Raw genomic sequence first — 21,901 nt, forward strand, 5'->3', positions numbered from 1 at the left:
AGTGCCCCTTCCAGGTGAACCGGGAGCCTCACATCATGTCTTCGATCTCCGCGGCGATCGGGTCGGCGTCGGTGCCGATGACGACCTGGATGGCGGTGCCCATCTTGACGACGCCGTGGGCGCCGGCGGCCTTCAGGGCGGTGTCGTCGACGAGCGAGGGGTCGGAGACCTCGGTGCGGAGCCGGGTGATGCAGCCCTCGATCTCCTCGATGTTCTCGATGCCGCCGAGGCCGGCGACGATCTTCTCAGCCTTGCTGGCCATGTTGCTTCTCCCTGATCCGAACCGCTTTGTCGCAGTAACCCACAGTTGGCCCATCTTCGCGAGCGGCCGTGCGGTACGTGCCCAATGATGGCGATCACCACAGCGGAACCGTCCGCCGACTGGTCTACACCACCGGGGGGACGGTAGCCAAACCGGCTTGTGCGCCGACGGGTTCGGCCGCCGGGCCGGGTCCGAGGCCGAGGGGTTCAGGGAGGACGCCGATGAGCGCCGACAGCGCCGAGGACGCGGCCGGCCCGGCGCGCGTCCGGCTGCACCGGCTGTACCAGGGCCTGCAGAAGATGGGCCGCAGTCTCCAGCTGCCGATCGCGGTGCTGCCGGCCGCGGGCATCCTGATCGGCCTGGCCCAGCCGGGCGTGGTCGGCGAGGGCGGCCTCGGCTGGACCACGGTCTCCAAGGTGATGCTGGGCGCGGGCGGGGCGCTGCTCGACGGCTCGCTGGGGCTGCCGCTGCTGTTCTGCGTGGGCGTGGCGATCGGCATGGCCAAGAAGGCCGACGGCTCCACGGCGCTCGCGGCGGTGGCCGGCTTCCTCGTCTACTACGGCGTGCTGCACGAGTTCCCGGAGGACTGCCCGGCCGGCTCGAAGGCGGTCGAGCACGTCGGCTGCCAGGTGTCGGACGGGTCGGTGACGGCCTTCACCTTCCAGAACCCTGGCGTCTTCGGCGGCATCGTGATGGGCCTGCTTGCGGCCTTCTTCTGGGCCCGCTTCCACCGCACCCGGCTGGTGGACTGGCTGGGCTTCTTCAACGGGCGCCGGCTGGTGCCGATCATCATGTCGTTCGTCGCCATCCTCTTCGCGGGCCTGTGCCTGTGGGTCTGGCCGCCGGTCGGCAGCGGCCTGGAGAGCTTCGGCCACTGGCTGCGTGACGCGGGGCCGTGGGGCGCGGGGCTGTTCGGCGTCGCCAACCGGGCGCTGCTGGTGATCGGGCTGCACCAGTTCCTGAACGTGCCGCTGTGGTTCCAGTTCGGCAGCTACACCAAGCCGGACGGCACGGTGGTGCACGGCGACATCAACATGTTCCTGTCGGGCGACCCGAACGCGGGGCAGTTCACCTCGGGGTTCTTCCCGATCATGATGTTCGCGCTGCCGGCGGCGGCGCTGGCCATCACGCACTGCGCGCGGCCGGAGCGGCGCAAGGAGGTCGGCGGGCTGATGCTGTCGGTGGCGCTGACGTCGTTCGTGACGGGCATCACCGAGCCGATCGAGTACTCCTTCCTCTTCATCGCGCCGGCGCTGTACGCGGTCCACGCGGTGCTGACGGGGGTCTCGATGGCGGTGACGTGGGCGCTGGGCGTGCACGACGGCTTCGCCTTCTCGGCCGGTTTGATCGACTACGTCATCAACTGGCACCTGGCGACGAAGCCGTGGCTGATCATTCCGATCGGCCTGGTGTTCGCCGCGATCTACTACGTGGTCTTCCGCTTCGCGATCACCAGGTTCGATCTGCGGACGCCGGGGCGGGAGCGGGCGGAGGAGGTGGAGGACGTCACCAAGGCATAGGCGCCTTCGAGGGGCACGGCGAGTAGCGCGGCGGTAACGGGAATCGCGGGTTCCTTACACCGCCTTCATCGTGCTACAACAGGTCTACACCACTGAGTGGTGTAGACCAGAGACGCCGCCGTCCTCCCTCCCCCACGCACGGGCGGCGCCATGCCCACATGGAGGAAGTTGTGACCACGGCCAGCGCCGCTCCCGCGGCCGAGAAGAAGAAGGGCGCCGGCGCGATGGCTGTGCTGCAGCGCATCGGCCGCAGCCTCATGCTGCCGGTGGCGGTCCTGCCGGCCGCCGCCCTCCTGGTGCGCCTCGGCAACACCGACATGCTGGGACGCCCGTCGTTCCCCACGTTCCTGACGAAGATAGCGGGCTTCATGGCCGCCGGCGGGAACGCGATCCTCGACAACATGGCGCTGCTGTTCGCCGTGGGCATCGCCATCGGCTTCGCCAAGAAGTCGGACGGCTCGACCGCGCTCGCGGCGGTCGTCGGCTACCTGGTCTTCAAGAACGTGCTGGGCACGTTCACCGACAAGAACCTGCCGAAGGTGGCGACCGCCGTCGACGGCAAGGTCGTCATGGTGGACGCGCCGGTGGACGCCAAGGTCCTCGGCGGTGTGGTGATGGGCATCGTGGTCGCCCTGATCTACCAGCGCTTCTACCGCACCAAGCTGCCCGACTGGGCGGGCTTCTTCGGCGGCCGGCGCCTGGTCCCGATCCTGTCGGCCTTCGCCGGCCTGATCCTCGGCATCGTGTTCGGCTACATCTGGCCGGTCCTGGGCACGGGTCTGCACAACTTCGGTGAGTGGCTGGTGGGGTCGGGCGCGGTCGGCGCCGGCATCTTCGGTGTGGCCAACCGCGCGCTGATCCCGATCGGCATGCACCACCTGCTCAACTCGTTCCCCTGGTTCCAGGCCGGCGACTACCACGGCAAGAGCGGCGACATCGCCCGCTTCCTGGCCGGCGACCCGGCCGCCGGACAGTTCATGACCGGCTTCTTCCCGATCATGATGTTCGGCCTCCCGGCGGCCTGCCTGGCCATCGTGCACTGCGCCCGTCCGGAGCGCCGCAAGGTCGTCGGCGGCATGATGTTCTCGATCGCGCTGACCTCGTTCGTGACCGGTGTGACCGAGCCGATCGAGTTCACCTTCATGTTCATCGCGCCGGTCCTGTACGCCATCCACGCGGTCCTCACCGGCGTCTCGCTGGCGCTGACCTGGGCGCTGGGCATGAAGGACGGGTTCGGGTTCTCGGCGGGCGTGGTCGACTTCGGCCTGAACCTGGGCATCGCGACCAACCCCTGGGGCCTGGTCCTGGTCGGTCTGTGCTTCGCGGTCGTCTACTACGTGGTCTTCCGCTTCGCGATCATCAAGTTCAACCTGCCGACGCCGGGCCGTGAGTCCGACGAGGAACTGGCGGAGCTGCAGAAGGCGGAGGCCAAGTAGCCTCCCCGGCATGACGAAGGCCCCCGGAGCCGCTCGGCTCCGGGGGCCTCTTCGTGCGTGCCGTGGGGTCAGATCTCGTACGTCGTCCCCGGTGCCGCCAGGTCCACCCGGCCGGTGAAGACCTCGCGGGCGTGGGCCGCGTTGAGCTGGGGATCGGTCCAGGGAGGGATGTGGGTGAGGACCAGGTGGCGGGCGTTCGCGCGGGCCGCCGTCTCGCCGGCCTCACGGCCGTTGAGGTGCAGGTCCGGGATGTCTTCCTTGCCGTACGTGAACGCGGCCTCGCACAGGAACAGGTCCGCGTCCCGGGCCAGCTCGTCCAGCGTCCCGGTGACGCCCGTGTCGCCGGAGTACGTCAGCACCTTCCCGCCGTGCTCGATCCGGATCCCGTACGCCTCCACGGGGTGCCGCACTCGCTCGGTGTGCACGGTGAACGGGCCGATCTCGAACGTCGACGGCTTGACCGTGTGAAAGTCGAAGACCTCGCTCATGGAGGAGGCGGAGGGGGTGTCGGCGTAGGCCGTGGTCAGGCGGTGCTCGGTGCCCTCGGGGCCGTAGACCGGTATCGGGCCGCAGCGGCCGCCGTCGAAGCGGTAGTAGCGAGCGACGAAGTAGGCGCACATGTCGATGCAGTGGTCGACGTGCAGGTGGCTCAGGAAGATCGCGTCGAGGTCGTACAGACCGCAGTGGCGCTGCAGCTCGCCGAGGGCGCCGTTGCCCATGTCGAGGAGCAGCCGGAAGCCGTCGGCCTCGACGAGGTAGCTCGAGCAGGCCGATTCCGCGGATGGGAACGACCCCGAGCAGCCGACGACGGTGAGCTTCATGAAGCAGAAACCTCCGTTGGCAGAAAGGCGGCGGGCGAGGAGCCGGCACAGCGGGCCGGGGCATGGCGAAGGGGGTCGTGCGGTCCGTCGAGCGTAAGGCGCAAAAGCACGGGTCGCTCCTCCACCAGGGGCTGTTGTGGGCGAACTCACCTGTGCTGTCACCGGTTCGGCTGGACTGGGAGCGCGCAAGAACAGAAGAGGGCGCGCAATGCCGGGCGCGCGCCGGTAACGTCGTCCTCATGGACACGTCCTGGTGGCTGGCGCTCGCGGCGGTGGTACTGCTCGCGCTGGTCGCGACGCTCGTGGACGGCTGGGGGCGGGGCCGGCGGCCCGGCGGGCGCAGGCTGCGGCCGCCCGGGCGACCGGGGGTCCGGGACCGGGCCCTGACGCGTCCGCACCCCGGGGACATCTGGTGGGCGAACGTGCCCTACGAGGACCGGGCCGAGTCCAAGGACCGCCCCTGTCTGGTGCTGGCCGTACGCGGCAACCGGGCCACGGTCGCGAAGATCACCAGCAAGTACCACGACGAGCGTGCCGGGGTGATCCCGCTGCCGCCCGGCGCGGTCGGCGACGCGCACGGGCGGCCCAGCTTCCTGCAGACCGACGAGCTGCGGGAGGTGCCGATGGGAGAGTTCCGGCGCCGGGTGGGCGTGGTCGACCCGGTCCTGTGGGACCAGGTGCGGCACCTCGCGGGCTGAGCGGGACGGAACGGCTACTGGCGGACCGTCACCGTGACCGTCCACTCCTGGATGCCCTTGCAGGAGACCTGGCCGGAGGCCGTGGGCTCGGGGCACATGGGCCGGGAGGACGTCAGTTTCGTCGTGCCGGCGGTCTTCGCCCGGTAGGCGGCGCTCGCGTCACCCGGCTGGATGACGAAGCCCGAGTTGATCGCCTCCAGGGCGGGGCCGCTCGCCGAGACCGGCTTCCAGGGACGGTCCTTGGTGCCGTCGAGGGTGAGCCGCAGCTCGCCGCCCTTGGTCAGGCAGAGGGTGTGGCCGTTGTCGGCGGCGGTCAGCTCGGCCTGGGGGACGCACCCGCCGGAGGACGGTGTGCCGCTCGCCGACGGTGACACCTTGCCGCTGCCGCCCCCGGTGTCGTCCCCGCCGTCCCCGCCGCTCTGCGAGCCGCAGCCCGCGAGGAGCAGCGCGGCTGCCGCGAGGGCGAGGGTCGTGGTTCGACGCATGGGGTCCGCCTTTCGTCCGTGGCCGGCCGTCCGGCCGCTGGTACGGATGTGACGTACCACCGGCGCGGACGGATCCCGCATACGGAGGGCGGAATTCCACGCGACGCGGGGAGACCTAGGCCCAGAGCTGGCCGTGCAGGGTCTCGATGGCCTCTTCGGTGGTGGCGGCGGTGTAGACGCCGGTGGAGAGGTACTTCCAGCCGCCGTCGGCCACGACGAAGACGATGTCGGCGCTCTCACCGGCCTTGACGGCCTTCCTGCCGACGCCGATCGCCGCGTGCAGGGCGGCACCGGTGGAGACGCCCGCGAAGATGCCCTCCTGCTGGAGGAGTTCACGGGTACGGGTGACCGCGTCGGCGGAGCCGACGGAGAAGCGGGTGGTGAGCACCGAGGCGTCGTACAGCTCGGGGACGAAGCCCTCGTCGAGGTTGCGCAGGCCGTACACCAGGTCGTCGTAGCGCGGTTCGGCGGCGACGATCTTCACGTCCGGCTTGTGCTCGCGCAGGTAGCGGCCGACGCCCATGAGGGTGCCGGTGGTGCCGAGGCCCGCGACGAAGTGGGTGACGGAGGGCAGGTCGGCGAGGATCTCCGGGCCGGTCGTGGCGTAGTGGGCGCCCGCGTTGTCCGGGTTGCCGTACTGGTAGAGCATCACCCAGTCGGGGTGCTCGGCGGAGATTTCCTTGGCGACGCGCACGGCGGTGTTGGAGCCGCCCGCGGCCGGGGAGGAGATGATCTCGGCGCCCCACATGCCGAGCAGGTCCCGGCGCTCCTGGGAGGTGTTCTCCGGCATCACGCACACCATGCGGTAGCCCTTGAGCTTGGCGGCCATGGCGAGGGAGATGCCGGTGTTGCCGGAGGTGGGCTCGAGGATGGTGCAGCCCGGGGTCAGCCGGCCGTCCTTCTCCGCCTGCTCGATCATGTGCAGGGCCGGGCGGTCCTTGACCGAGCCGGTCGGGTTGCGGTCCTCCAGCTTGGCCCAGACGCGGACGTCGTCGGACGGCGAGAGCCGCGGCAGGCGCACCAGAGGGGTGTTGCCCACCGCGGCCAGCGGGGAGTCGTAGCGCATCGGGGATCAGGCCATCCCGCCGGCGACCGCCGGCAGGATCGTCACGTTGTCGCCGTCGGCCAGCTTCGTGGTGATGCCGTCGAGGAAGCGCACGTCCTCGTCGTTCAGGTAGACGTTCACGAACCGGCGGAGCTGCTCGCCGTCCACGATGCGGGCCTGGATGCCCGGGTGCCGGGACTCGAGGTCGGCGAAGAGCTCGGCGAGGGTGTCCCCGGTGCCCTCCACGGCCTTCTGGCCGTCGGTGTACGTGCGGAGGATGGTCGGGATGCGGACCTCGATGGCCATGGCGTCAGGGCTCCTGTCGGAATGAGTCAGGTCGGTGGGCGCGACAGCGCGGGCGTCTCGTGTACGCGGGGTGGGGCGCCGTCGGCTCACGGCCGAGCGGCGGCAGGGGGGCGTTGCGTCAACAGATGGCGCTGGCCAGCCTGCACAGGTCGACGTGCAGCCGCGCCACGAGCAGCATGCCCGGCGTCTTGTCGCTCACGTCTCCGATAACCATGAGGTCATCGTATCGATTCCCGCCCCCGCACTCGGAGTGTCGTCCCACACTTCGGATGGTCGTCGGCCACTGACTGAGACTTCCGAGATCAGTGGGCCTGCCGGCGCGCCCGTGGGTGCCGGCCGGGCTGCCCGTCAGTACGCCTGCACGACCTTGACCTCCTCCTCCGTGACCTCGCCGTCGAGGATGCGGAAGGAGCGGAACTGGAAGTCGCCGAGGCCGTCGGTGTCGGCGGTGGAGACGAGGACGTAGTGCGCGCCGGGCTCGTTGGCGTAGCCGATGTCGGTGCGGGAGGGGTAGGCCTCGGTCGCGGTGTGGGAGTGGTAGATGATCACCGGCTCCTCGTCGCGGTCGTCCATCTCGCGGTAGAGCTTGAGCAGGTCCTGCGAGTCGAACTCGTAGAAGGTGGGCGAGCGGGCCGCGTTCAGCATCGGGATGAAGCGCTCGGGGCGGCCGGCGCCCACCGGGCCCGCGACGACGCCGCACGCCTCGTCGGGGTGGTCCTCGCGCGCGTGGGCCACGAGCTGGTCGTACAGGGCCTGGGTGATGGTCAGCATGGGGGTCAGGATAAGCAGAGGGGCCGCCCCGTACCGAGGTGTGGTACGGGGCGGCCCACATGCTGGACGCCCTGAGCAGTGGCCGCCGGGACTGCCACGAGTACTCCCGGCGGCCGGACGTCCTGGGGGAAGGTTTCCGCGGCGGTCAGCCGACCTTCTCGAACGCCTGCTCGTCGCGGTCCGCGATCTGCGGGGTGCGGGACTTCATGGCCATCCAGCCGATGCCGAGCGCGACCGCCCAGCCCGCCATCACGTACAGGCAGACGCGCGAGTCGGCGTCGTACGCGATCAGGCCGGTGACGAAGAGCAGGAACGCGATGGCGACGTACGAGCACACCGCGCCGCCCGGCGCCGGGAAGGAGGAGGCCGGCAGCCGGCCCGCGTCCACCGCGCGGCGGTAGAGGACGTGGCTGACCAGGATCATCAGCCAGGTCCAGATTCCGGCCGCGGTGGCGACGGAGGTGACGTAGCCGAAGGCCTTCTCCGGGACGACGTAGTTCAGGACCACGCCGATGCCCATGAACAGCATCGAGACGGTGATGCCGAGCGCGGGGGTCTTGCTGGCCGACAGCTTCGAGAAGGCGCGCGGGGCCTCGCCGTTGTCGGCCAGGGTACGCAGCATGCGGCCGGTGGAGTACATGCCCGAGTTGCAGGAGGACAGGGCCGCGGTGAGCACCACGAAGTTGACGATGCCGGCGCCGGCCGGGATGCCGATGACCGCGAACGCCTTCACGAAGGGACTGACGCCCTCGGCGAACTCGGTCCACTTGACCACGCACAGGATGACCGTGAGGGCACCCACGTAGAACAGGGCGATGCGCCACGGCAGGGTGTTGATCGCCTTCGGGAGGGTCTTCTCCGGGTTCTCGGACTCGCCCGCGGTGACGCCGACCAGCTCGACGGCGAGGTAGGCGAACATCACCCCCTGCAGGGTCATCAGCGAGGAGCCGATGCCCTTCGGGAAGAAGCCGTCGAACTGCCAGAGGTTCGCCACGTGCGCGGTGTCACCGGCGGCGCTGAAGCCGAAGGTGAGCACGCCGAGGCCGATCACGATCATGCCGATCAGGGCGGTGACCTTGACCATGGAGAACCAGAACTCGATCTCGCCGAACAGCTTGACCGAGATCAGGTTGGCCACGAACAGGACCACGAGGAAGACCAGGGCCGTGACCCACTGCGGGACGGCCGGGAACCAGAAGTTGACGTAGATGGCGGCGGCCGTCAGCTCGGCCATGCCGGTGACCACCCACATCAGCCAGTACGTCCAGCCGGTGAAGTAGCCGAAGAACGGGCCCAGGAACTCGCGGGAGTACTCGGCGAAGGAGCCGGAGACGGGACGGTAGAGCAGCAGCTCGCCCAGGGCCCGCATGATGAAGAAGATGATCACGCCGGCGAGGGCGTACATGAGGATGAGGCTGGGACCGGCCTTGGCGATGTTCGCCCCGGCTCCCAGGAACAGACCGACGCCGATGGCACCGCCGATGGCGATCATCTGGACCTGACGGCTGCCGAGCCCGCGCTCGTACCCCTCTTCGGGGGTTTCTGTGACCCTCTCGGAGGCCATGTGTGGTGCGCCTTTCTCCATGCCGACCCAGGCCTTTCGTCGGCCTCGGATCGGGTTTCGATCCCCCCGGATTGATGGAGCTGGGCGGGGCTTCGGGAGCCCGCCCGTGCCTGGCCGGCGGTTGCCGGCTCGGTGGCGCACCCGGCCGGACATGGGTGGTGTCGGCCGGGCGGTCGTGAAGATTTATCACGGCCGCAATATCGAGCACAGGGGGCGGTTGTGACGCACCACACAGGGAGAAGCGGACAAAGAGCGCTCGAATGCGCTAAAACCGGCCGCAGTGGTGACGCGATCGTTATCCGGATTTGAGTGTCCTTTGAGCGAACACGAAATCGGGATGATCAGGGCATCAAGGTCGTCACAAGCGTTTCCTGGAGACCGCCGAGCCACAGATAGGCCATCACCATCGGCTTGCGCGGGTCCTCGTCCGGCAGTCGGTAGAGCAGCTCGGTGTCGTCCTCGTCGGCGATCTCCAGCCGGGCGCCGATCGCCAGCCGGAGGTCGTTGAGGGCGCCGAGCCACCAGCGCGACTCCTCCGGGGACAGCTTGAGGACCGCCCCGCCCGTGTCCGACGCGTTCAGCGCGTCCAGGGTGCGGATCACCGCGAGCGCGTTCTCCCGCTTGCCCGCGCGCAGGTCGTTCTCGGTGTAGCGGCGGAACTCGGCGGAGTGCGCCTGCCGCTCCTGCGCCTCGGCCGGCGAGGCGGGCTCCTGCTCGGGGTCGCTGTAGGCGTCGGGGAAGAGCCTTCTGAGGACCGGGTCGGCGGGCGGCTCGCTCGGTCCGTCGGCGAACAGCTCGGCCAGCGGGTCGGCGGCGTCCTCGGCGGGGCCGGGGCCGATGAGCTCCAGGAGCTGCACGGCCAGCGACCGGATGATGGAGATCTCGACGTCGTCGAGGGCGACGGCCGCGCCGCCACCGGGAATCGGTTCGAAGGTTCCGGGCATGTGGGGGATCGCTACTTCCGGTCCTGCTGGAGGGTGGCCCACAGTCCGTAGCCGTGCATCGCCTGCACGTCGCGCTCCATCTCCTCGCGGGTACCGCTGGAGACGACCGCCCGGCCCTTGTGGTGGACGTCGAGCATGAGCTTGGTGGCCTTGTCCTTCGGGTAGCCGAAGTAGGACTGGAAGACGTAGGTCACATAGCTCATGAGGTTGACCGGGTCGTTGTGCACGATCGTGACCCAGGGGACGTCGGGCTCGGGTACGGCGAAGACCTCCTCCGCCGACTCGGTGCGTTCGATCTCTACGGGCGCGGGTGACGTCACACAGCCCATGCTGCCACGCGCGGCAGTATTCGTCACACTGACGAAATGGGGGTAGCATCCAGTCATGAACACAGCGGACCTTGGACTGCCGGTGGACGTTCCCTCGACGGCGCTCTTCACGGACCAGTACGAGCTGACGATGCTGCAGGCCGCCCTGAAGGCCGGTACGGCCGAGCGGCGCAGCGTCTTCGAGGTCTTCACCCGGCGGCTGCCCGACGGGCGCCGTTACGGCGTGGTGGCGGGCACCGGACGGGTGCTGGACGCGGTCGAGAACTTCCGCTTCGACGAGGGCGTCCTCGCCTTCCTGCGGGAGCGCGCGATCGTCGACGAGGAGACCCTGAAGTGGCTCGCCGGCTACCGCTTCAGCGGTGACGTGTGGGGCTACCCCGAGGGGGAGGTGTACTTCCCGGGCTCGCCCATCCTGCGGGTCGAGGGCTCCTTCGCCGAGTGCGTGCTGCTGGAGACCGTGATCCTGTCCATCCTCAACCACGACTCGGCGATCGCGGCCGCCGCGTCCCGGATGTCCTCCGCCGCGGGCGACCGCCCGCTGATCGAGATGGGCGCCCGCCGCACCCACGAGCTGGCCGCCGTGGCCGCCTCCCGGGCCGCGTACCTCGGCGGCTTCGCGACCACCTCCGACCTCGCGGCCGGCTTCCGGTACGGCATCCCGACCGTCGGCACCTCCGCGCACGCCTTCACCCTGCTGCACGACCGGGAGCGGGACGCCTTCCAGGCCCAGGTGGACTCCCTCGGCCGGGGCACCACGCTCCTGGTGGACACCTACGACGTCGCCGAGGCCGTCCGTACGGCGGTGGAGGTGGCCGGTCCCGAGCTGGGCGCGGTGCGCATCGACTCCGGGGATCTGCTGCTGGTCGCGCACCGGGTGCGGCAGCAGCTCGACGAGCTGGGCGCGACCGGTACGAAGATCGTCGTCACCTCCGACCTGGACGAGTACGCCATCGCCTCGCTCGCGGCGGCGCCCGTGGACGCGTACGGCGTCGGCACCCAGCTGGTGACCGGCTCCGGGCACCCCACCTGCTCGATGGTCTACAAGCTGGTCGCGCGGGCCGAGTCCGCCGACCCGGCGGCGCCGATGGTGCCGGTGGCGAAGAAGTCCAGCAGCGGCAAGATTTCCATCGGCGGACGCAAGTGGGCCGCGCGCCGGCTGGACCGGGACGGCATCGCGGAGGCCGAGGTCGTGGGCACCGGGCCGGTCCCCGACGAGCTGGCCGGACGGCAGCTCCTGGTGCGGCTGGTCGAGGACGGCGAGGTCGTCGCGCGCGAGCCGCTGGACGTGGCCCGCGACCGGCACATCGCGGTGCGCGCCGCGCTGCCGCTGTCCGCGACGCAGCTCTCCCGGGGCGAGCCCGTCCTCCCGACGGAGTACGCGCAGGGTCTCTCGGGTAGCTAAAGCAGGACGCCCCCACCGCTCCCCCCGCCCGTCGCCCACCTCCCGCAGCAACCGCGAAGTCTGCAGGCTCCATCACTCAACCGGACAGTCGAAGGACACCCACCATGCGCCGCGCCTTGATCGTCGTAGACGTGCAGAACGACTTCTGCGAGGGAGGCAGCCTCGCGGTGGCCGGCGGCGCCGACGTGGCCGCCGCCGTCACCGAGCTGATCGGGCAGGCGGGTGGCACCGGGTACCGCCATGTGGTGGCCACCCGCGACCACCACATCGCGCCCGGCGGCCACTTCGCCGACGACCCCGACTTCGTCCACTCCTGGCCCGCGCACTGCGTCGCGGGCACCGAGGGGGTCGGCTTCCACCCGAACTTCGCACCGGCCGTCGCCTCCGGGGCGGTGGACGCGGTATTCGACAAGGGCGCGTACGCGGCGGCCTACAGCGGCTTCGAGGGCGCCGACGAGAACGGCGTCCCGCTGGCCCAGTGGCTGCGCGCCCGGCACATCGACGAGGTGGACGTGGTCGGCATAGCCACCGACCACTGCGTACGGGCCACCGCGCTGGACGCGGTCCGGGAGGGTTTCCGCACGCAGATCCTGCTGGACCTGACCGCGGGCGTCGCCCCGGGGACCACGGAGCGGGCCCTGGAGGAGCTGCGCGGGGCCGGGGTGGAGCTCACCGGCAAGCCGGTGGTCGGCGGCTAGGCGCCCGCCCGCTCGCCCGGGGTGCTCAGCCGCGCTGGGCCACGGCCGGTGCGCGCAGCAGGGCGCGGATGGGGTGCCACAGCTCGGTCACCGTGACACCGTTGTCCGGTGCCGTGCGCCATATCAAGCCGTCGGGGTGGTGCAGCACCGCCGTGATCTCGTCCGGGGTGGGCGGGGCGGCGTTGCCCCGCAGGTAGATCGCGCGCAGGCCCAGGTTGCGGAGCCTGGTCAGGGCTCGTGCGCGGTTCTGGGCGTGCACCAGGACGCGTACCCCGGCGGAGCCGCAGGCCGGGCCGGGTCTGGGCAGGTTGAGTGCCACCACCACGGTGCCGTTCGGCAGTTTGCTGAAGCCTCCTGCGGCCATGTGGTCACATCCCCGTTCCGGTCAGTGTCAATAAGCGAGCCACAGGACGCACCTAAACACGATCGGCGGCGACCCGCCAGGGGGTCACCGCCGATACGCTTTTGACCTGCGGAGATATCCGCTACTTCACCGCCGGGCCGACCTCGAGCTCGACCGTCGAGCCGCCGTGGCCCTGCTTGACGATCTTGATCTTGGTGTTGGTGTCAGTGATCTTGACACCGCCGGTCGGGTTCGACGCGTCGTAGTAGGTGCTGGTGTGGTCGTTGAAGACCGGCACACCCTTCTGCGACTTGATCTTGAGCGCCTTGTCGGCCTTGTGCAGCGTGATGCCGTCCGTGGCGTCCAGACCGAACGTCGAGTCGTAGGCCTGGATCCGGTTGCGCAGCAGCGTGCCGTCGGACCACTTGAGCGCCTTGTAGTGCGCGTCCACGGGCAGGATCAGACCGGTGCCCGGGTGGCCGTTGACGTTGGTGTTGTTGTCCGCCTGGGAGGTGTCCCACTTCCAGATCAGCAGGCCGTTCTGGTACGGGTAGTGCTCCACCCAGTCCGGGCGCGACGAGAAGCCGAAGTTGTACGGGCCGACCTTGAGGGTCTTGTCGTACGACACGTACTGGCGGTTCTCGGCGAGGTAGTACTGCTTGTAGTCCTTGGTGAAGGACGCGCCCACGCGGGAGAAGCCGTTGGCCGTCCAAGCGGCGTCCGCGGACTCGGCGTTGTCGGAGAACACCGGCGTGCCGTCGGCCGTCACCGTGATCTCGTCGGCCGTGAAGCCCTTCAGGGCCACACCACCGTCGGTCTGGTAGCGGAAGCGCAGCTGCACCTTCTGGCCGGCGTAGGCGTCCAGCGAGTACGACAGCTTCTTGTAGCTGTCGACCGTGCCGGTCAGGGCCGGCTTGCCGGAGGCGTCACGCGGGATGGCCTGGCCGTCCACCGTGCCGTCGACGGCGGTCCAGTTGGCACCGTCCGTGGACACCTCGGTGTAGAGGTAGTCGTACTCGGACTCGATGTCGTACCAGCCGTCGAGCGAGAGGGTGGCCGACTTCTTGCCCGTGAGGTCCACGGAGCGGGTCAGCGTGTTCTTGAGGTCGTCGCCGCTGCCGCTCCACCACTGGGTGGCGCCCTCGGCCGGGGTGACGATCTCGGTCTTCACGGCCTTGTTCGGCAGCGAGACGACCAGTGCCTGGCGGTACTTGGTGTTGTACTCGGCGACGCCCAGCTTGTGCCAGGACTTGACGCCCGCCTTGGCGGTGTCGTAGTTCAGCCAGCCGAGCTGCAGCTTGTCCCAGGCGTTCATGTCGCCCGGCATGTCGCCGATGGCTTCCTTGCCGGTGCCCAGCCAGGAGCCGGAGGACATCAGCGTCCAGAAGCCGGTGGAGTTGTCGCCGCCGGCGGTGTCGTACTCGTCCGGCAGACCGAGGTCGTGGCCGTACTCGTGGGCGAAGACACCGAGGCCGCCGTTCTCCGGCTGGATGGTGTAGTCGCCGACCCAGACACCGGTGTCGCCGACCTGCGTGCCGCCGAGCTTGTTGTCGCTGGGGCCGGTGGCGCCGGCGTCGGTGCCGAAGGCGTACCAGCGGTGCGCCCAGATGGCGTCCGTGCCCTGGGCGCCGCCGCCCGCGGACTCGTCCTCACCGGCGTGCACGAGCTGGAAGTGGTCGACGTAGCCGTCGGGCTCGTTGAAGTTGCCGTCGCCGTCGTAGTCGTAGCGGTCCCACTGGTCGTACTTGGCCAGGTCCGCCTTGATGGCGGCGTCGGACTTGCCGGCCTTCTTCTGGTCGGCGACCCAGGCGTTGAGGCCGTCGCGGACGACGTTCCACACGCTGGAGCAGTTGGTCTGGCCGCAGGCGTTGTTGCCGTAACGGGCCTCGTTGTACGGGACCTTGACCCAGTCCGAGACCTCACCGTCGACCGAGTAGCGGCCCGAGGACTGCTTCTCGTAGTACTTCTTCAGCGACTCGGTCTTCGAGCCGGTGCCGAAGTAGAGGTTCTGGAAGTGCTTCTGGTTGTAGTCCTGCTGCCAGGCCGTCGAGTTGTCCTTCTTGCGGTCCGGCTTGGCGATCGTGTTGTGCAGCGGACCGGCGGTGCCCCCGTACTTGGGGTCCGTCTGGTCACCGAACTCCACCAGGATGGTGAAGATCTTGTCGGTCTTCTCCCGACTCAGCTCGACGTACTTGCTGTCGCCCTTCTTGCTCTTGAGCTGGACGACCTTCGAGCCGTTGCGGTCCTTGGCCTTCGCCTTGCCCGCAATGATCTGGTTCAGGGCCTCCTGACGCTGGGCGCGCTGCGTCTTGCTCAGCGGGCCGTCCAGGTCGTGGGCCTTCTGCTTCACCGGGGCCGGGTCGTGCCGGTTCGCGGCTGCCGACGGGGCCTGGGTGCTCGCCTCGGCGACCGCGAAGGTCGCGTAGGTGGCGGAGGCCGTCGCGAGCGCCACACCTATCGCGGCGGCTCTGAACGTCCAGGGTCTGCTGGTCACTTGAGTTCCTCCCCCGCGCCGCGCACACGGACAGGGGGTTCCCAATTCATGGAGAGTTCCGTGCGCGCACGTTCAACGCGTGTATCAAGTGACGTCATTTGACTAGAGGTTTAGAAGAAAAAACAGACCTTGACTTGAGCAGGACAAGTGCACTATGCGGAGACGAGGTCCGCTTTACGAACGCCGGGGTCCCGTCCGACGGGCGCGTGGGACCGTCCGCTTCCCGGACCCCATGACTCCGTGCGCCCCCTGTGCACCGGTACCGTGGGTTAGGTCATGCTTACCGGGCGCGTCGCTCGGGCATGCACCGCGAAGAGAGTCGAACGGCACCCCGAATCCCCCGAGATGTTCCGAGGACACGATTGCCATGCCTCGTCCGACCGCCGCACAGCTCGCCTACGGTTCGTGCACCGTGATCCTGTCGACACTCGCCATGCTGCTGCTGTCGCAGGCGAGTTCGGGCCCCGCGATCACCGTCATCGCCCTGGCCGCGCTCGCCCTGGGGCTGCTCGTCGCGATGACGGTGCCCCTGCCCGGGGCGCACGCCGTCACGACGCCCGCCGAGCCCGCGCGGGAGAGCGAGCGGGTCCCGACCACGCTCTGAACGGCGCACACGTGAGCGGCGGGTCCGTGGCATCCACCGACCCGCCGCAGTCGTACGGCAACCCCGCGCGCCTCAGCGGGTGTCGACCTCCACCGTCTTGGCGGCCTTGTCGTGCAGGCCCTGTTTGTACGGCTTGTCGAAGTAGCTCCACCCGCCGCAGATCACCGTCCAGACGCAGGCGCAGCAGAAGGCGAACGGCAGCCACAGCACCAGGGCGCGGACCAGCGAGGTCCGTGTCGAGGGCGTGGCACCGTCGTTCAGGTTGGCCACCCGCATCTTGAGCCACTTCTTGCCGAGGGTCTGCCCCGACCTGGCGATCAGGATCGTGTCGTAGGCGACGTAGAGGACGGCGGCGACGAAGGACTGCCAGAGGGACCGGCCGACCTCCATCCGGTTCCCGTTCACGTCGTACTGCTGCACCCCGAGGGGCCAGGTGACCAGCCAGACGACGATGCCCACGAGGATCATGTCGATGATGCGGGCGAGGGTGCGCCTGCCGCTGTCCGCGAGCGGGGGCATGCCCGCGAGGGGGTCGGCGGGACCGCCGTACGGGCCGCCGCCGTAGGGACCACCGGCGTCGTAGGGCCCGCCTCCGTAGGGGCCGCCCCCGTACGGGCCGCCGCCACCGGGGGGTTCACCACCGCCGTGGGGGGGCGGCTGCTGGCCGCCGGGCGGCGGGGGCTGCCCGCCCTCGCCGGGGGGCGGCTGTCCGCCGCCGGGCGGCGGGGGCTGCCGGTCGCCGTACGGGCTGTCGTACGGGGAGCCCGCCCCCTGGTCCGACGGGGGCCGCTTCCTGAACGGGTCGTCCTCGGGGGGCTCCGCGCCGGAGCCGGGGGGCGGTTCACTGCTCATGTGCCCGAGTGGACCGCGAACGCACCGGCTCCGCATCCGGCGGGCGGCCGTACGGGCTACGGGGGCCTCGCCCCGTCCGCGTCGTCAGGCGTCAGTCCGCGACGAAGGTGTGGGCCGCCTTGTCGTGCCAGCACTGGCGCCAGGGCCGGTCGAACAGGCACCAGAGCACACCGAGCAGGCCGATGCCGAGCAGGCCGGGAACGCTGTAGACCAGCCAGCGGCGCAGGGCCGCGCCGAACCCCGGCGGCTCGTGCCCCTCGATGTCCCGGACCTCGATCCCGCACAGCTTCTTGCCCAGCGTGCGGCCCCACTTGGCGGTGGGCAGCGCCTCGTACAGCACGCCGAAGACGAGCAGGACGCCGAGGACGATGCCGAGCGCGGTGCCGGTCGTGCCGTCGATCAGCCAGACGGTGACGGTACGGCCGGACAGCCTCGCGGCGTCGATCTTGTCCTGGACGTGGTCGACCGCCTGGGTGCCGAGCGGGACGGCGGCGGCCGCGGTGACGGCGCCGAGGACCAGGTTGTCGATCAGCCGGGCGGCGAACCGCTTGCCGAGGCCGGCCGGGCGGGCCGCCGCCTGCCGGCGGGCCACCGCCTGGAACGGGTCCTCGACCGGCGGCTTCCACGGCGCCACGGGCTGCTCGTCCGCTCCCCCGGCCAGCCGGTGCACCTGCTGCGCCCAGGACGCCTGGCCGCCGCCCGGTCCGGCGGTCAGCGGAGTGCCGGAGCCGCCGGGCTGTCGGGCCGCCGACTGCTGGGGCACGGGCTGCTGGGGCACGGGCTGCTGGGGTGCGGCCTGCTGGGGTGCGGCCGAATGGGGTGCGGCCGAATGGGGTGCGGCCGAATGGGGTGCGGCCGAATGGGGTGCGGCCTGGTGGGGCACGGCGGAGGCCGGGGCCGCCGGGGCCTGGGGCGCCTGCGGGGTCGGTGCGCCCGCCGCCCGCGCGGCGGCCGCCTTCCCGGCGCCGAAGCCGGGGCCCGCGGCCGGGCCCTGCGCACCCGTGCCACCGGACCCGCCGGCGCCTCCCTGCCCCGTCTGCGGCGCCACGGCCGGCCCCTGGGGTCCGAACCCCCCTGAGGCCTGGCCGCCGGAACCCGTGGCGGCCGGGCCGAACCCGGGGGTGACCCCGAGGGCTCCGCCCGCTTCGGGGCCGGAGACCGCAGGCGCGCCGGGCTGCCGGCCCCGGGCCGGGTTCTGCCCCTGCCCCGGAACCTGACGGAACGTCATGGTGCCGGAGTCCTGGACGGCCGCGGGACCCGGGACCGGACGGCGGAAGAGGAAGGTGCCGCTGGGGTCCGGCTCGTCCTCGGCCGGCGGGATCGACGCCGTGCCGTCAGTACGGGCGGCGTGCCCGGCCGGCTGGGACGGGGCGTCCGCCGGGAGCCTCGGATCAGCGCCCCAGGCGGGCCCCTGCCGCTGCTCGGGCCGCTCCGCGGCGGGCCCCGGCTGCGGGTCCTCGTCGAAGAAGTGCGGGCCCGTCTCCTCCACGGCCGGGACCGCCGGGTGGAACCCGGGCGGCGGGTCGAGCGGTTCGCCGTCCCGCGGCGCCGGCCGGCTGGTGCCCGGCACCCAGGAGGCGCCGTTCCAGTACCGGACGTAGCCGGGGATGGACGGGTCCGGGTAGTAGCCCTCTCGGGGCCTGTCGTCACCGGGGGCCGGGGTTGGGGCGCTCATGTCCGTCGTCCCGTATCTGCTCGGGGGTGGTAAGGGGCTCCACATCTATCAGACCGGGGCATGCCGCACCGCCAGTCCCGCCGTACCCACCCCTTTCCGGGCAACGCCGTCCACGGATCCCGCACCCGGCCGGAGAAACTTCCCCGAACCCGCGTAATGGTCGCCCCCCTGCCCCCTCTCCACCGGTGCGGGCCCGTCCGGAGCGGCCCCGGAAGAGAGGAAACACAGCTCATGCAGCAGACCGTGGTGGAACGGGAGCTGGAGATCCAGCTCGTCCTGTCTCCCGAGCGGAGCGTCCCGGTACCGGCCCGGCTGGGTTACCGGTCCGATGACCCCTACGCCGTGCACCTCACCTTCCACACCACCTCCGAGCACCCCGTCGAGTGGACGTTCGCCCGGGAGCTTCTGGTGGAGGGGGTGTTCCGGCCGTGCGGGCACGGGGACGTGCGGGTGTGGCCGACGAAGGCCGAGGGCCGCGGCGTCGTCCTGATCGCGCTGAATTCACCGGACGGCGACGCCCTGCTGGAGCTGCCGGCCACGCCGGTGTCCGCCTGGCTGGAGCGGACGCTGCGGGCGGTGCCGCCGGGTACCGAGGACGGGCGGCTCGGCGTCGACGACGCGATCGACGAGCTGCTCACCCGGTGAGGCCCGGCGGCTCAGAAGAGCTTGCCCGGGTTGAGGATGCCAAGCGGGTCGAAGACCCCCTTCACCGCGCGCTGCATCTCCACGCCGACCGGCCCGATCTCCCGTGCCAGCCACTCCTTCTTGAGCACGCCCACACCGTGCTCGCCGGTGATGGTGCCGCCGAGTTCCAGGCCGAGCGCCATGATCTCGTCGAAGGACTCGCGGGCCCGCCGGGACTCGTCGGCGTCCTGGGCGTCGAAGCAGACGGTGGGGTGGGTGTTGCCGTCGCCGGCGTGCGCGCAGACGCCGATGGTGAGACCGTACTCGGCGGCGATCCGCTCGACGCCCTCGAGCATCTCGCCGAGCCTGGAGCGGGGCACGCACACGTCGTCGATCATCGTCGTGCCCTTGACCGCCTCCAGCGCGGTCAGCGAGAGCCGCCGGGCCTGCAGCAGGAGTTCGGACTCGGCGGCGTCGTCGGCGGGGACCACCTGGGTGGCGCCGGCCGCCTCGCACAGCGCGCCGAGGGCGGCGAGGTCGGCGGCGGGGTCCGGGGTGTCGAAGGCGGCCAGCAGCAGCGCCTCGGTGGTCTCCGGCAGCCCCATGTGGGCGAGGTCGTTGACCGCCTTGACGGTCGTACGGTCCATCAGTTCGAGGAGGGACGGCACATGCCCGCCCTCCATGATCCGGCAGACGGCGTCGCAGGCGGCGGCCGACGAGGCGAACTCGGCGGCCAGCACGAGCTGCTGGGGCGGCTTCGGCTTCAGCGCCAGCACGGCCCGTACGACGATGCCGAGGGATCCCTCGGAGCCGACGAAGAGGCGGGTCAGGTCGTAGCCCGCCACGCCCTTGGCGGTGCGCCGGCCGGTGGACATCAGCCGGCCGTCGGCGAGGACGACGTCGAGGCCGAGCACGTACTCGGCCGTCACCCCGTACTTCACGCAGCACAGGCCGCCGGACGCCGTGCCGATGTTGCCCCCGATGGTGCACGTCTCCCAGCTCGAGGGGTCCGGCGGGTAGTACAGGCCGTACTTGTCCACCTCGCGGGAGAGCGCCGCGTTGACGACGCCCGGTTCCACGACGGCGATCCGGTCGACCGGGCTGACCTCCAGGATGCGGTCCATCCGGGTCAGGGAAAGCACGATGGCGCCGTCGGTGGCGTTGGCGCCGCCGGACAGGCCGGTGCGGGCACCCTGCGGGACGACCGGGACGCGCAGCTCGGACGCGGTCCGCATGACGTGCTGCACCTGTTCGACGGTGCGCGGCAGTACGACCACGGCCGGCGTGCCGGACGGGCAGAAGCTCGCCATGTCGTTGGCGTAGGAGGCCGTGACGTCGGGATCGGTCAGAACGGCTTCGGGCGGCAGGCCGGCCAGGAGCCGATCGGTGAGGTTGCTCGTCACTTCGTCGCGGGGCGCTTCGATACGGCTCACGATCACAGCGTGACACTCGGGGGCCATCGGTGTGAACCCCGTCCGTGCCTTCCTTGGGCCACCCGGATGTGCCCCGCGTACTGGCGCACAGTGAGCGGTATGGAGATCCGACCGTACGGCGGTTCCGGCCCCGGTACGTCCCTGGTGGCCGAGCCGCCCCCGCCGCGCCGCGCCCGGCGTCTGCTGCGGCGCCTGCTGGTCACCGTGCTGGCGGGCTCGGCCGCGGCGGGCGGGGTGCTGATGCTGCTGCCGCCGGAGCCGGCGCACCGCCGGGCGGCACCGCCCGCCGCGGGCCCGCGGGCGCAGTCGCCCGCGCTGACGGCGGCCGCGGTCGCCTCCGGGGTCCCGGCCGCGCTGCCGGACCTGACGGCGCTCATCGGGCAGCAGGAGGGCGCGGTACGGGCCCGGCCCCGGGACGCGCGGGCCTGGGCGGTCCTGGGGGCCGCGTATGTGCAGCGGGGGCGGAACGCCGCCGACGCGGCGGACTTCCCGAAGGCGGAGCGGGCGCTGCGGACCTCGCTGGAGGTGGCCGGCACCGGGCCGGCGGAGCACGCGGCGGCGCTGGGCGGGCTGGCCGCGCTGGCGAACGCGCGGCGGGACTTCCCGGCGGCGAAACGGTACGGCGAGCAGGCGCTCAAGCTGACCCCGAAGCGCTGGTCGGCGTATCCGCCGCTGATCGACGCCTACACCGGGCTCGGCGACTACAAGGCGGCCCGGGGCGCGCTGGACAAGCTGCTGGGGCTGCGGACCGGGGCGGCCGACCGGCCGGCGGTGATGGCGCGGGCCTCGGGCGTCTACCGGGACCGGGGCTGGCGCGAGGACTCCGTGGCCCAGCTCACGGACGCGGCGGCCGCCGCCCGCACCCCCGCCGAGCAGGCCGCGTACCTGACCGGGGTGGGGCAGCTCGCCTGGGAGCGGGGCGACCGGGAGGACGCGCTGCGGCACTTCGAGGCGGCCGTACGGCTGGAGCCCGGCCGGCGGGCGGCGCTGTCCGGGAAGGGCCGGGCGCTGGCCGCGCTGGGCCGCACCGACGAGGCGGTGGCCGCGTACCGGGCGGCCCTGGCCCGGCAGCCGGACGCGCGGGACGCGCTGGAGCTGGGCGAGCTGTACGAGTCGCTGGGCCGGTACGAGGACGCCGAGGGGAGTTACGCCCTGCTGCGCGAGCGGGTCCGGCGGTCGGTGGCGGGCGGGGTCGACGAGGAGCTGCTGATCGGGCAGTTCGAGGCGGACCACGCCGACCCGGAGGACGCGGTGGAGCGGCTGCGGGAGGAGTGGCGGCGCCAGCCCGGGATCGAGGTGGCCGACGCCCTCGGCTGGGCGCTGCACCGGGCCGGCGAGGACACGGAGGCGCTGACCTACGCGTCGGCCGCGACGGACAAGGCGAAGGGCGGCGGCGTGATCAGTGCCCTGTACGCGTACCACCGGGGCATGATCGAACGCGAGCTGGGGAGCGACGGGCCGGCCCGGCGGCACCTCGAGGAGGCGCTGCGGATCAACCCGTACTTCTCGCCGCTCGGGGCCGCGGCGGCGGGAGAGGCCCTGCGGGGGCTCGGGGAGATTCCCGACGAGCCCCCGCCGGACGACATGTCCTGAGG

General features: G+C 71.2%; 23 protein-coding genes. 8 read left to right on the forward strand and 15 right to left on the reverse strand.

The features are described 5' to 3' along the window. Positions 1–28 precede the first annotated feature (28 nt). On the reverse strand, positions 29–262 hold the full coding sequence (locus AB0924_RS06295; protein ID WP_199210715.1) for a glucose PTS transporter subunit EIIB: 234 nt from the start codon (positions 260–262) through the stop codon (positions 29–31). 221 nt (positions 263–483) lie between these two features. Between AB0924_RS06295 and AB0924_RS06300 the strand changes: the two genes are divergently transcribed. Together AB0924_RS06300 and AB0924_RS06305 are read left to right on the forward strand one after the other, a co-directional pair. Then, positions 484–1,782 (forward strand): PTS transporter subunit EIIC, encoded by a 1,299-nt coding sequence (locus AB0924_RS06300; protein ID WP_366910789.1) that lies wholly within the window; start codon positions 484–486, stop codon positions 1,780–1,782. A gap of 170 nt (positions 1,783–1,952) precedes the next feature. Continuing rightward, positions 1,953–3,218, forward strand: a complete 1,266-nt coding sequence (locus AB0924_RS06305; protein WP_366910790.1) for a PTS transporter subunit EIIC — start codon at positions 1,953–1,955, stop codon at positions 3,216–3,218. 68 nt (positions 3,219–3,286) lie between these two features. Here the strand turns inward: AB0924_RS06305 and AB0924_RS06310 are convergent, their stop codons facing one another. Then, complete coding sequence (locus AB0924_RS06310) at positions 3,287–4,039, reverse strand: MBL fold metallo-hydrolase (protein ID WP_366910791.1); 753 nt, start codon at positions 4,037–4,039, stop codon at positions 3,287–3,289. A gap of 239 nt (positions 4,040–4,278) precedes the next feature. Here AB0924_RS06310 and AB0924_RS06315 point away from each other — a divergent pair, with 239 nt between their 5' ends. Then, positions 4,279–4,737 carry a type II toxin-antitoxin system PemK/MazF family toxin gene (locus tag AB0924_RS06315; protein ID WP_366910792.1) on the forward strand — a complete coding sequence of 153 codons (459 nt, stop codon included), beginning with the start codon at positions 4,279–4,281 and terminating at the stop codon, positions 4,735–4,737. A gap of 14 nt (positions 4,738–4,751) precedes the next feature. On the opposite strand, the gene AB0924_RS06320 is transcribed toward AB0924_RS06315, so the two are convergent. The 8 genes from AB0924_RS06320 to clpS form a co-directional block, all read right to left on the reverse strand. Further along, positions 4,752–5,222, reverse strand: a complete 471-nt coding sequence (locus AB0924_RS06320) for a hypothetical protein (RefSeq protein WP_366910793.1) — start codon at positions 5,220–5,222, stop codon at positions 4,752–4,754. A gap of 115 nt (positions 5,223–5,337) precedes the next feature. Next, positions 5,338–6,288, reverse strand: a complete 951-nt coding sequence (locus AB0924_RS06325; RefSeq protein WP_358930443.1) for a cysteine synthase — start codon at positions 6,286–6,288, stop codon at positions 5,338–5,340. A 6-nt stretch (positions 6,289–6,294) separates the two neighbouring features. Next, entirely contained in the window at positions 6,295–6,573 is a 279-nt protein-coding gene (locus tag AB0924_RS06330) for a MoaD/ThiS family protein (RefSeq protein ID WP_358930441.1), read from the reverse strand. A 118-nt stretch (positions 6,574–6,691) separates the two neighbouring features. Further along, a complete protein-coding gene (locus AB0924_RS06335) occupies positions 6,692–6,787 on the reverse strand; it encodes a putative leader peptide (RefSeq protein WP_358930439.1) in 96 nt (31 codons plus the stop codon). Positions 6,788–6,921: 134 nt separating this feature from the next. Continuing rightward, on the reverse strand, positions 6,922–7,344 hold the full coding sequence (locus AB0924_RS06340) for a M67 family metallopeptidase (RefSeq protein WP_358930437.1): 423 nt from the start codon (positions 7,342–7,344) through the stop codon (positions 6,922–6,924). Positions 7,345–7,489: 145 nt separating this feature from the next. Next, positions 7,490–8,908, reverse strand: coding sequence for an amino acid permease (locus AB0924_RS06345; RefSeq protein WP_366910794.1), 1,419 nt, complete (start codon positions 8,906–8,908; stop codon positions 7,490–7,492). A gap of 341 nt (positions 8,909–9,249) precedes the next feature. Continuing rightward, positions 9,250–9,852: a DUF2017 domain-containing protein gene (locus AB0924_RS06350; RefSeq protein WP_358930432.1), complete on the reverse strand. Its 603-nt coding sequence runs from the start codon at positions 9,850–9,852 to the stop codon at positions 9,250–9,252. Positions 9,853–9,863: 11 nt separating this feature from the next. After that, positions 9,864–10,181, reverse strand: a complete 318-nt coding sequence (gene clpS / locus AB0924_RS06355; RefSeq protein WP_358930582.1) for an ATP-dependent Clp protease adapter ClpS — start codon at positions 10,179–10,181, stop codon at positions 9,864–9,866. Between the two features lie 55 nt (positions 10,182–10,236). On the opposite strand from clpS, the gene AB0924_RS06360 reads away from it, so the two are divergent. Together AB0924_RS06360 and AB0924_RS06365 are read left to right on the forward strand one after the other, a co-directional pair. After that, the gene (locus AB0924_RS06360) at positions 10,237–11,583 is read left to right on the forward strand and encodes a nicotinate phosphoribosyltransferase (protein ID WP_366910795.1); all 1,347 of its coding nucleotides are present in this window, start codon (positions 10,237–10,239) and stop codon (positions 11,581–11,583) included. A gap of 104 nt (positions 11,584–11,687) precedes the next feature. Next, positions 11,688–12,281, forward strand: a complete 594-nt coding sequence (locus AB0924_RS06365) for an isochorismatase family protein (RefSeq protein ID WP_366910796.1) — start codon at positions 11,688–11,690, stop codon at positions 12,279–12,281. A 25-nt stretch (positions 12,282–12,306) separates the two neighbouring features. Here the strand turns inward: AB0924_RS06365 and AB0924_RS06370 are convergent, their stop codons facing one another. Further along, positions 12,307–12,645 carry a hypothetical protein gene (locus AB0924_RS06370; RefSeq protein ID WP_358930426.1) on the reverse strand — a complete coding sequence of 113 codons (339 nt, stop codon included), beginning with the start codon at positions 12,643–12,645 and terminating at the stop codon, positions 12,307–12,309. A 121-nt stretch (positions 12,646–12,766) separates the two neighbouring features. Next, positions 12,767–15,118 (reverse strand): immune inhibitor A domain-containing protein, encoded by a 2,352-nt coding sequence (locus AB0924_RS06375; RefSeq protein WP_358930423.1) that lies wholly within the window; start codon positions 15,116–15,118, stop codon positions 12,767–12,769. A 367-nt stretch (positions 15,119–15,485) separates the two neighbouring features. On the opposite strand from AB0924_RS06375, the gene AB0924_RS06380 reads away from it, so the two are divergent. Then, a complete protein-coding gene (locus AB0924_RS06380) occupies positions 15,486–15,722 on the forward strand; it encodes a hypothetical protein (protein WP_358930421.1) in 237 nt (78 codons plus the stop codon). 72 nt (positions 15,723–15,794) lie between these two features. Here AB0924_RS06380 and AB0924_RS06385 read toward each other — a convergent pair whose 3' ends face one another. Together AB0924_RS06385 and AB0924_RS06390 are read right to left on the reverse strand one after the other, a co-directional pair. Next, positions 15,795–16,574, reverse strand: a complete 780-nt coding sequence (locus AB0924_RS06385; protein ID WP_358930419.1) for an RDD family protein — start codon at positions 16,572–16,574, stop codon at positions 15,795–15,797. A gap of 91 nt (positions 16,575–16,665) precedes the next feature. Beyond that, a complete protein-coding gene (locus AB0924_RS06390; protein WP_366910797.1) occupies positions 16,666–18,249 on the reverse strand; it encodes an RDD family protein in 1,584 nt (527 codons plus the stop codon). Between the two features lie 231 nt (positions 18,250–18,480). On the opposite strand from AB0924_RS06390, the gene AB0924_RS06395 reads away from it, so the two are divergent. Continuing rightward, positions 18,481–18,894 carry an SsgA family sporulation/cell division regulator gene (locus AB0924_RS06395; RefSeq protein ID WP_358930414.1) on the forward strand — a complete coding sequence of 138 codons (414 nt, stop codon included), beginning with the start codon at positions 18,481–18,483 and terminating at the stop codon, positions 18,892–18,894. A gap of 11 nt (positions 18,895–18,905) precedes the next feature. Here the strand turns inward: AB0924_RS06395 and AB0924_RS06400 are convergent, their stop codons facing one another. After that, positions 18,906–20,312, reverse strand: coding sequence for an FAD-linked oxidase C-terminal domain-containing protein (locus tag AB0924_RS06400; protein WP_358930412.1), 1,407 nt, complete (start codon positions 20,310–20,312; stop codon positions 18,906–18,908). A 93-nt stretch (positions 20,313–20,405) separates the two neighbouring features. Between AB0924_RS06400 and AB0924_RS06405 the strand changes: the two genes are divergently transcribed. Beyond that, complete coding sequence (locus tag AB0924_RS06405; RefSeq protein ID WP_366910798.1) at positions 20,406–21,899, forward strand: tetratricopeptide repeat protein; 1,494 nt, start codon at positions 20,406–20,408, stop codon at positions 21,897–21,899. Positions 21,900–21,901 lie beyond the last annotated feature (2 nt).

Source organism: Streptomyces sp. NPDC047869 (assembly GCF_040704065.1).
Taxonomy (GTDB): Bacteria; Actinomycetota; Actinomycetes; order Streptomycetales; family Streptomycetaceae; genus Streptomyces.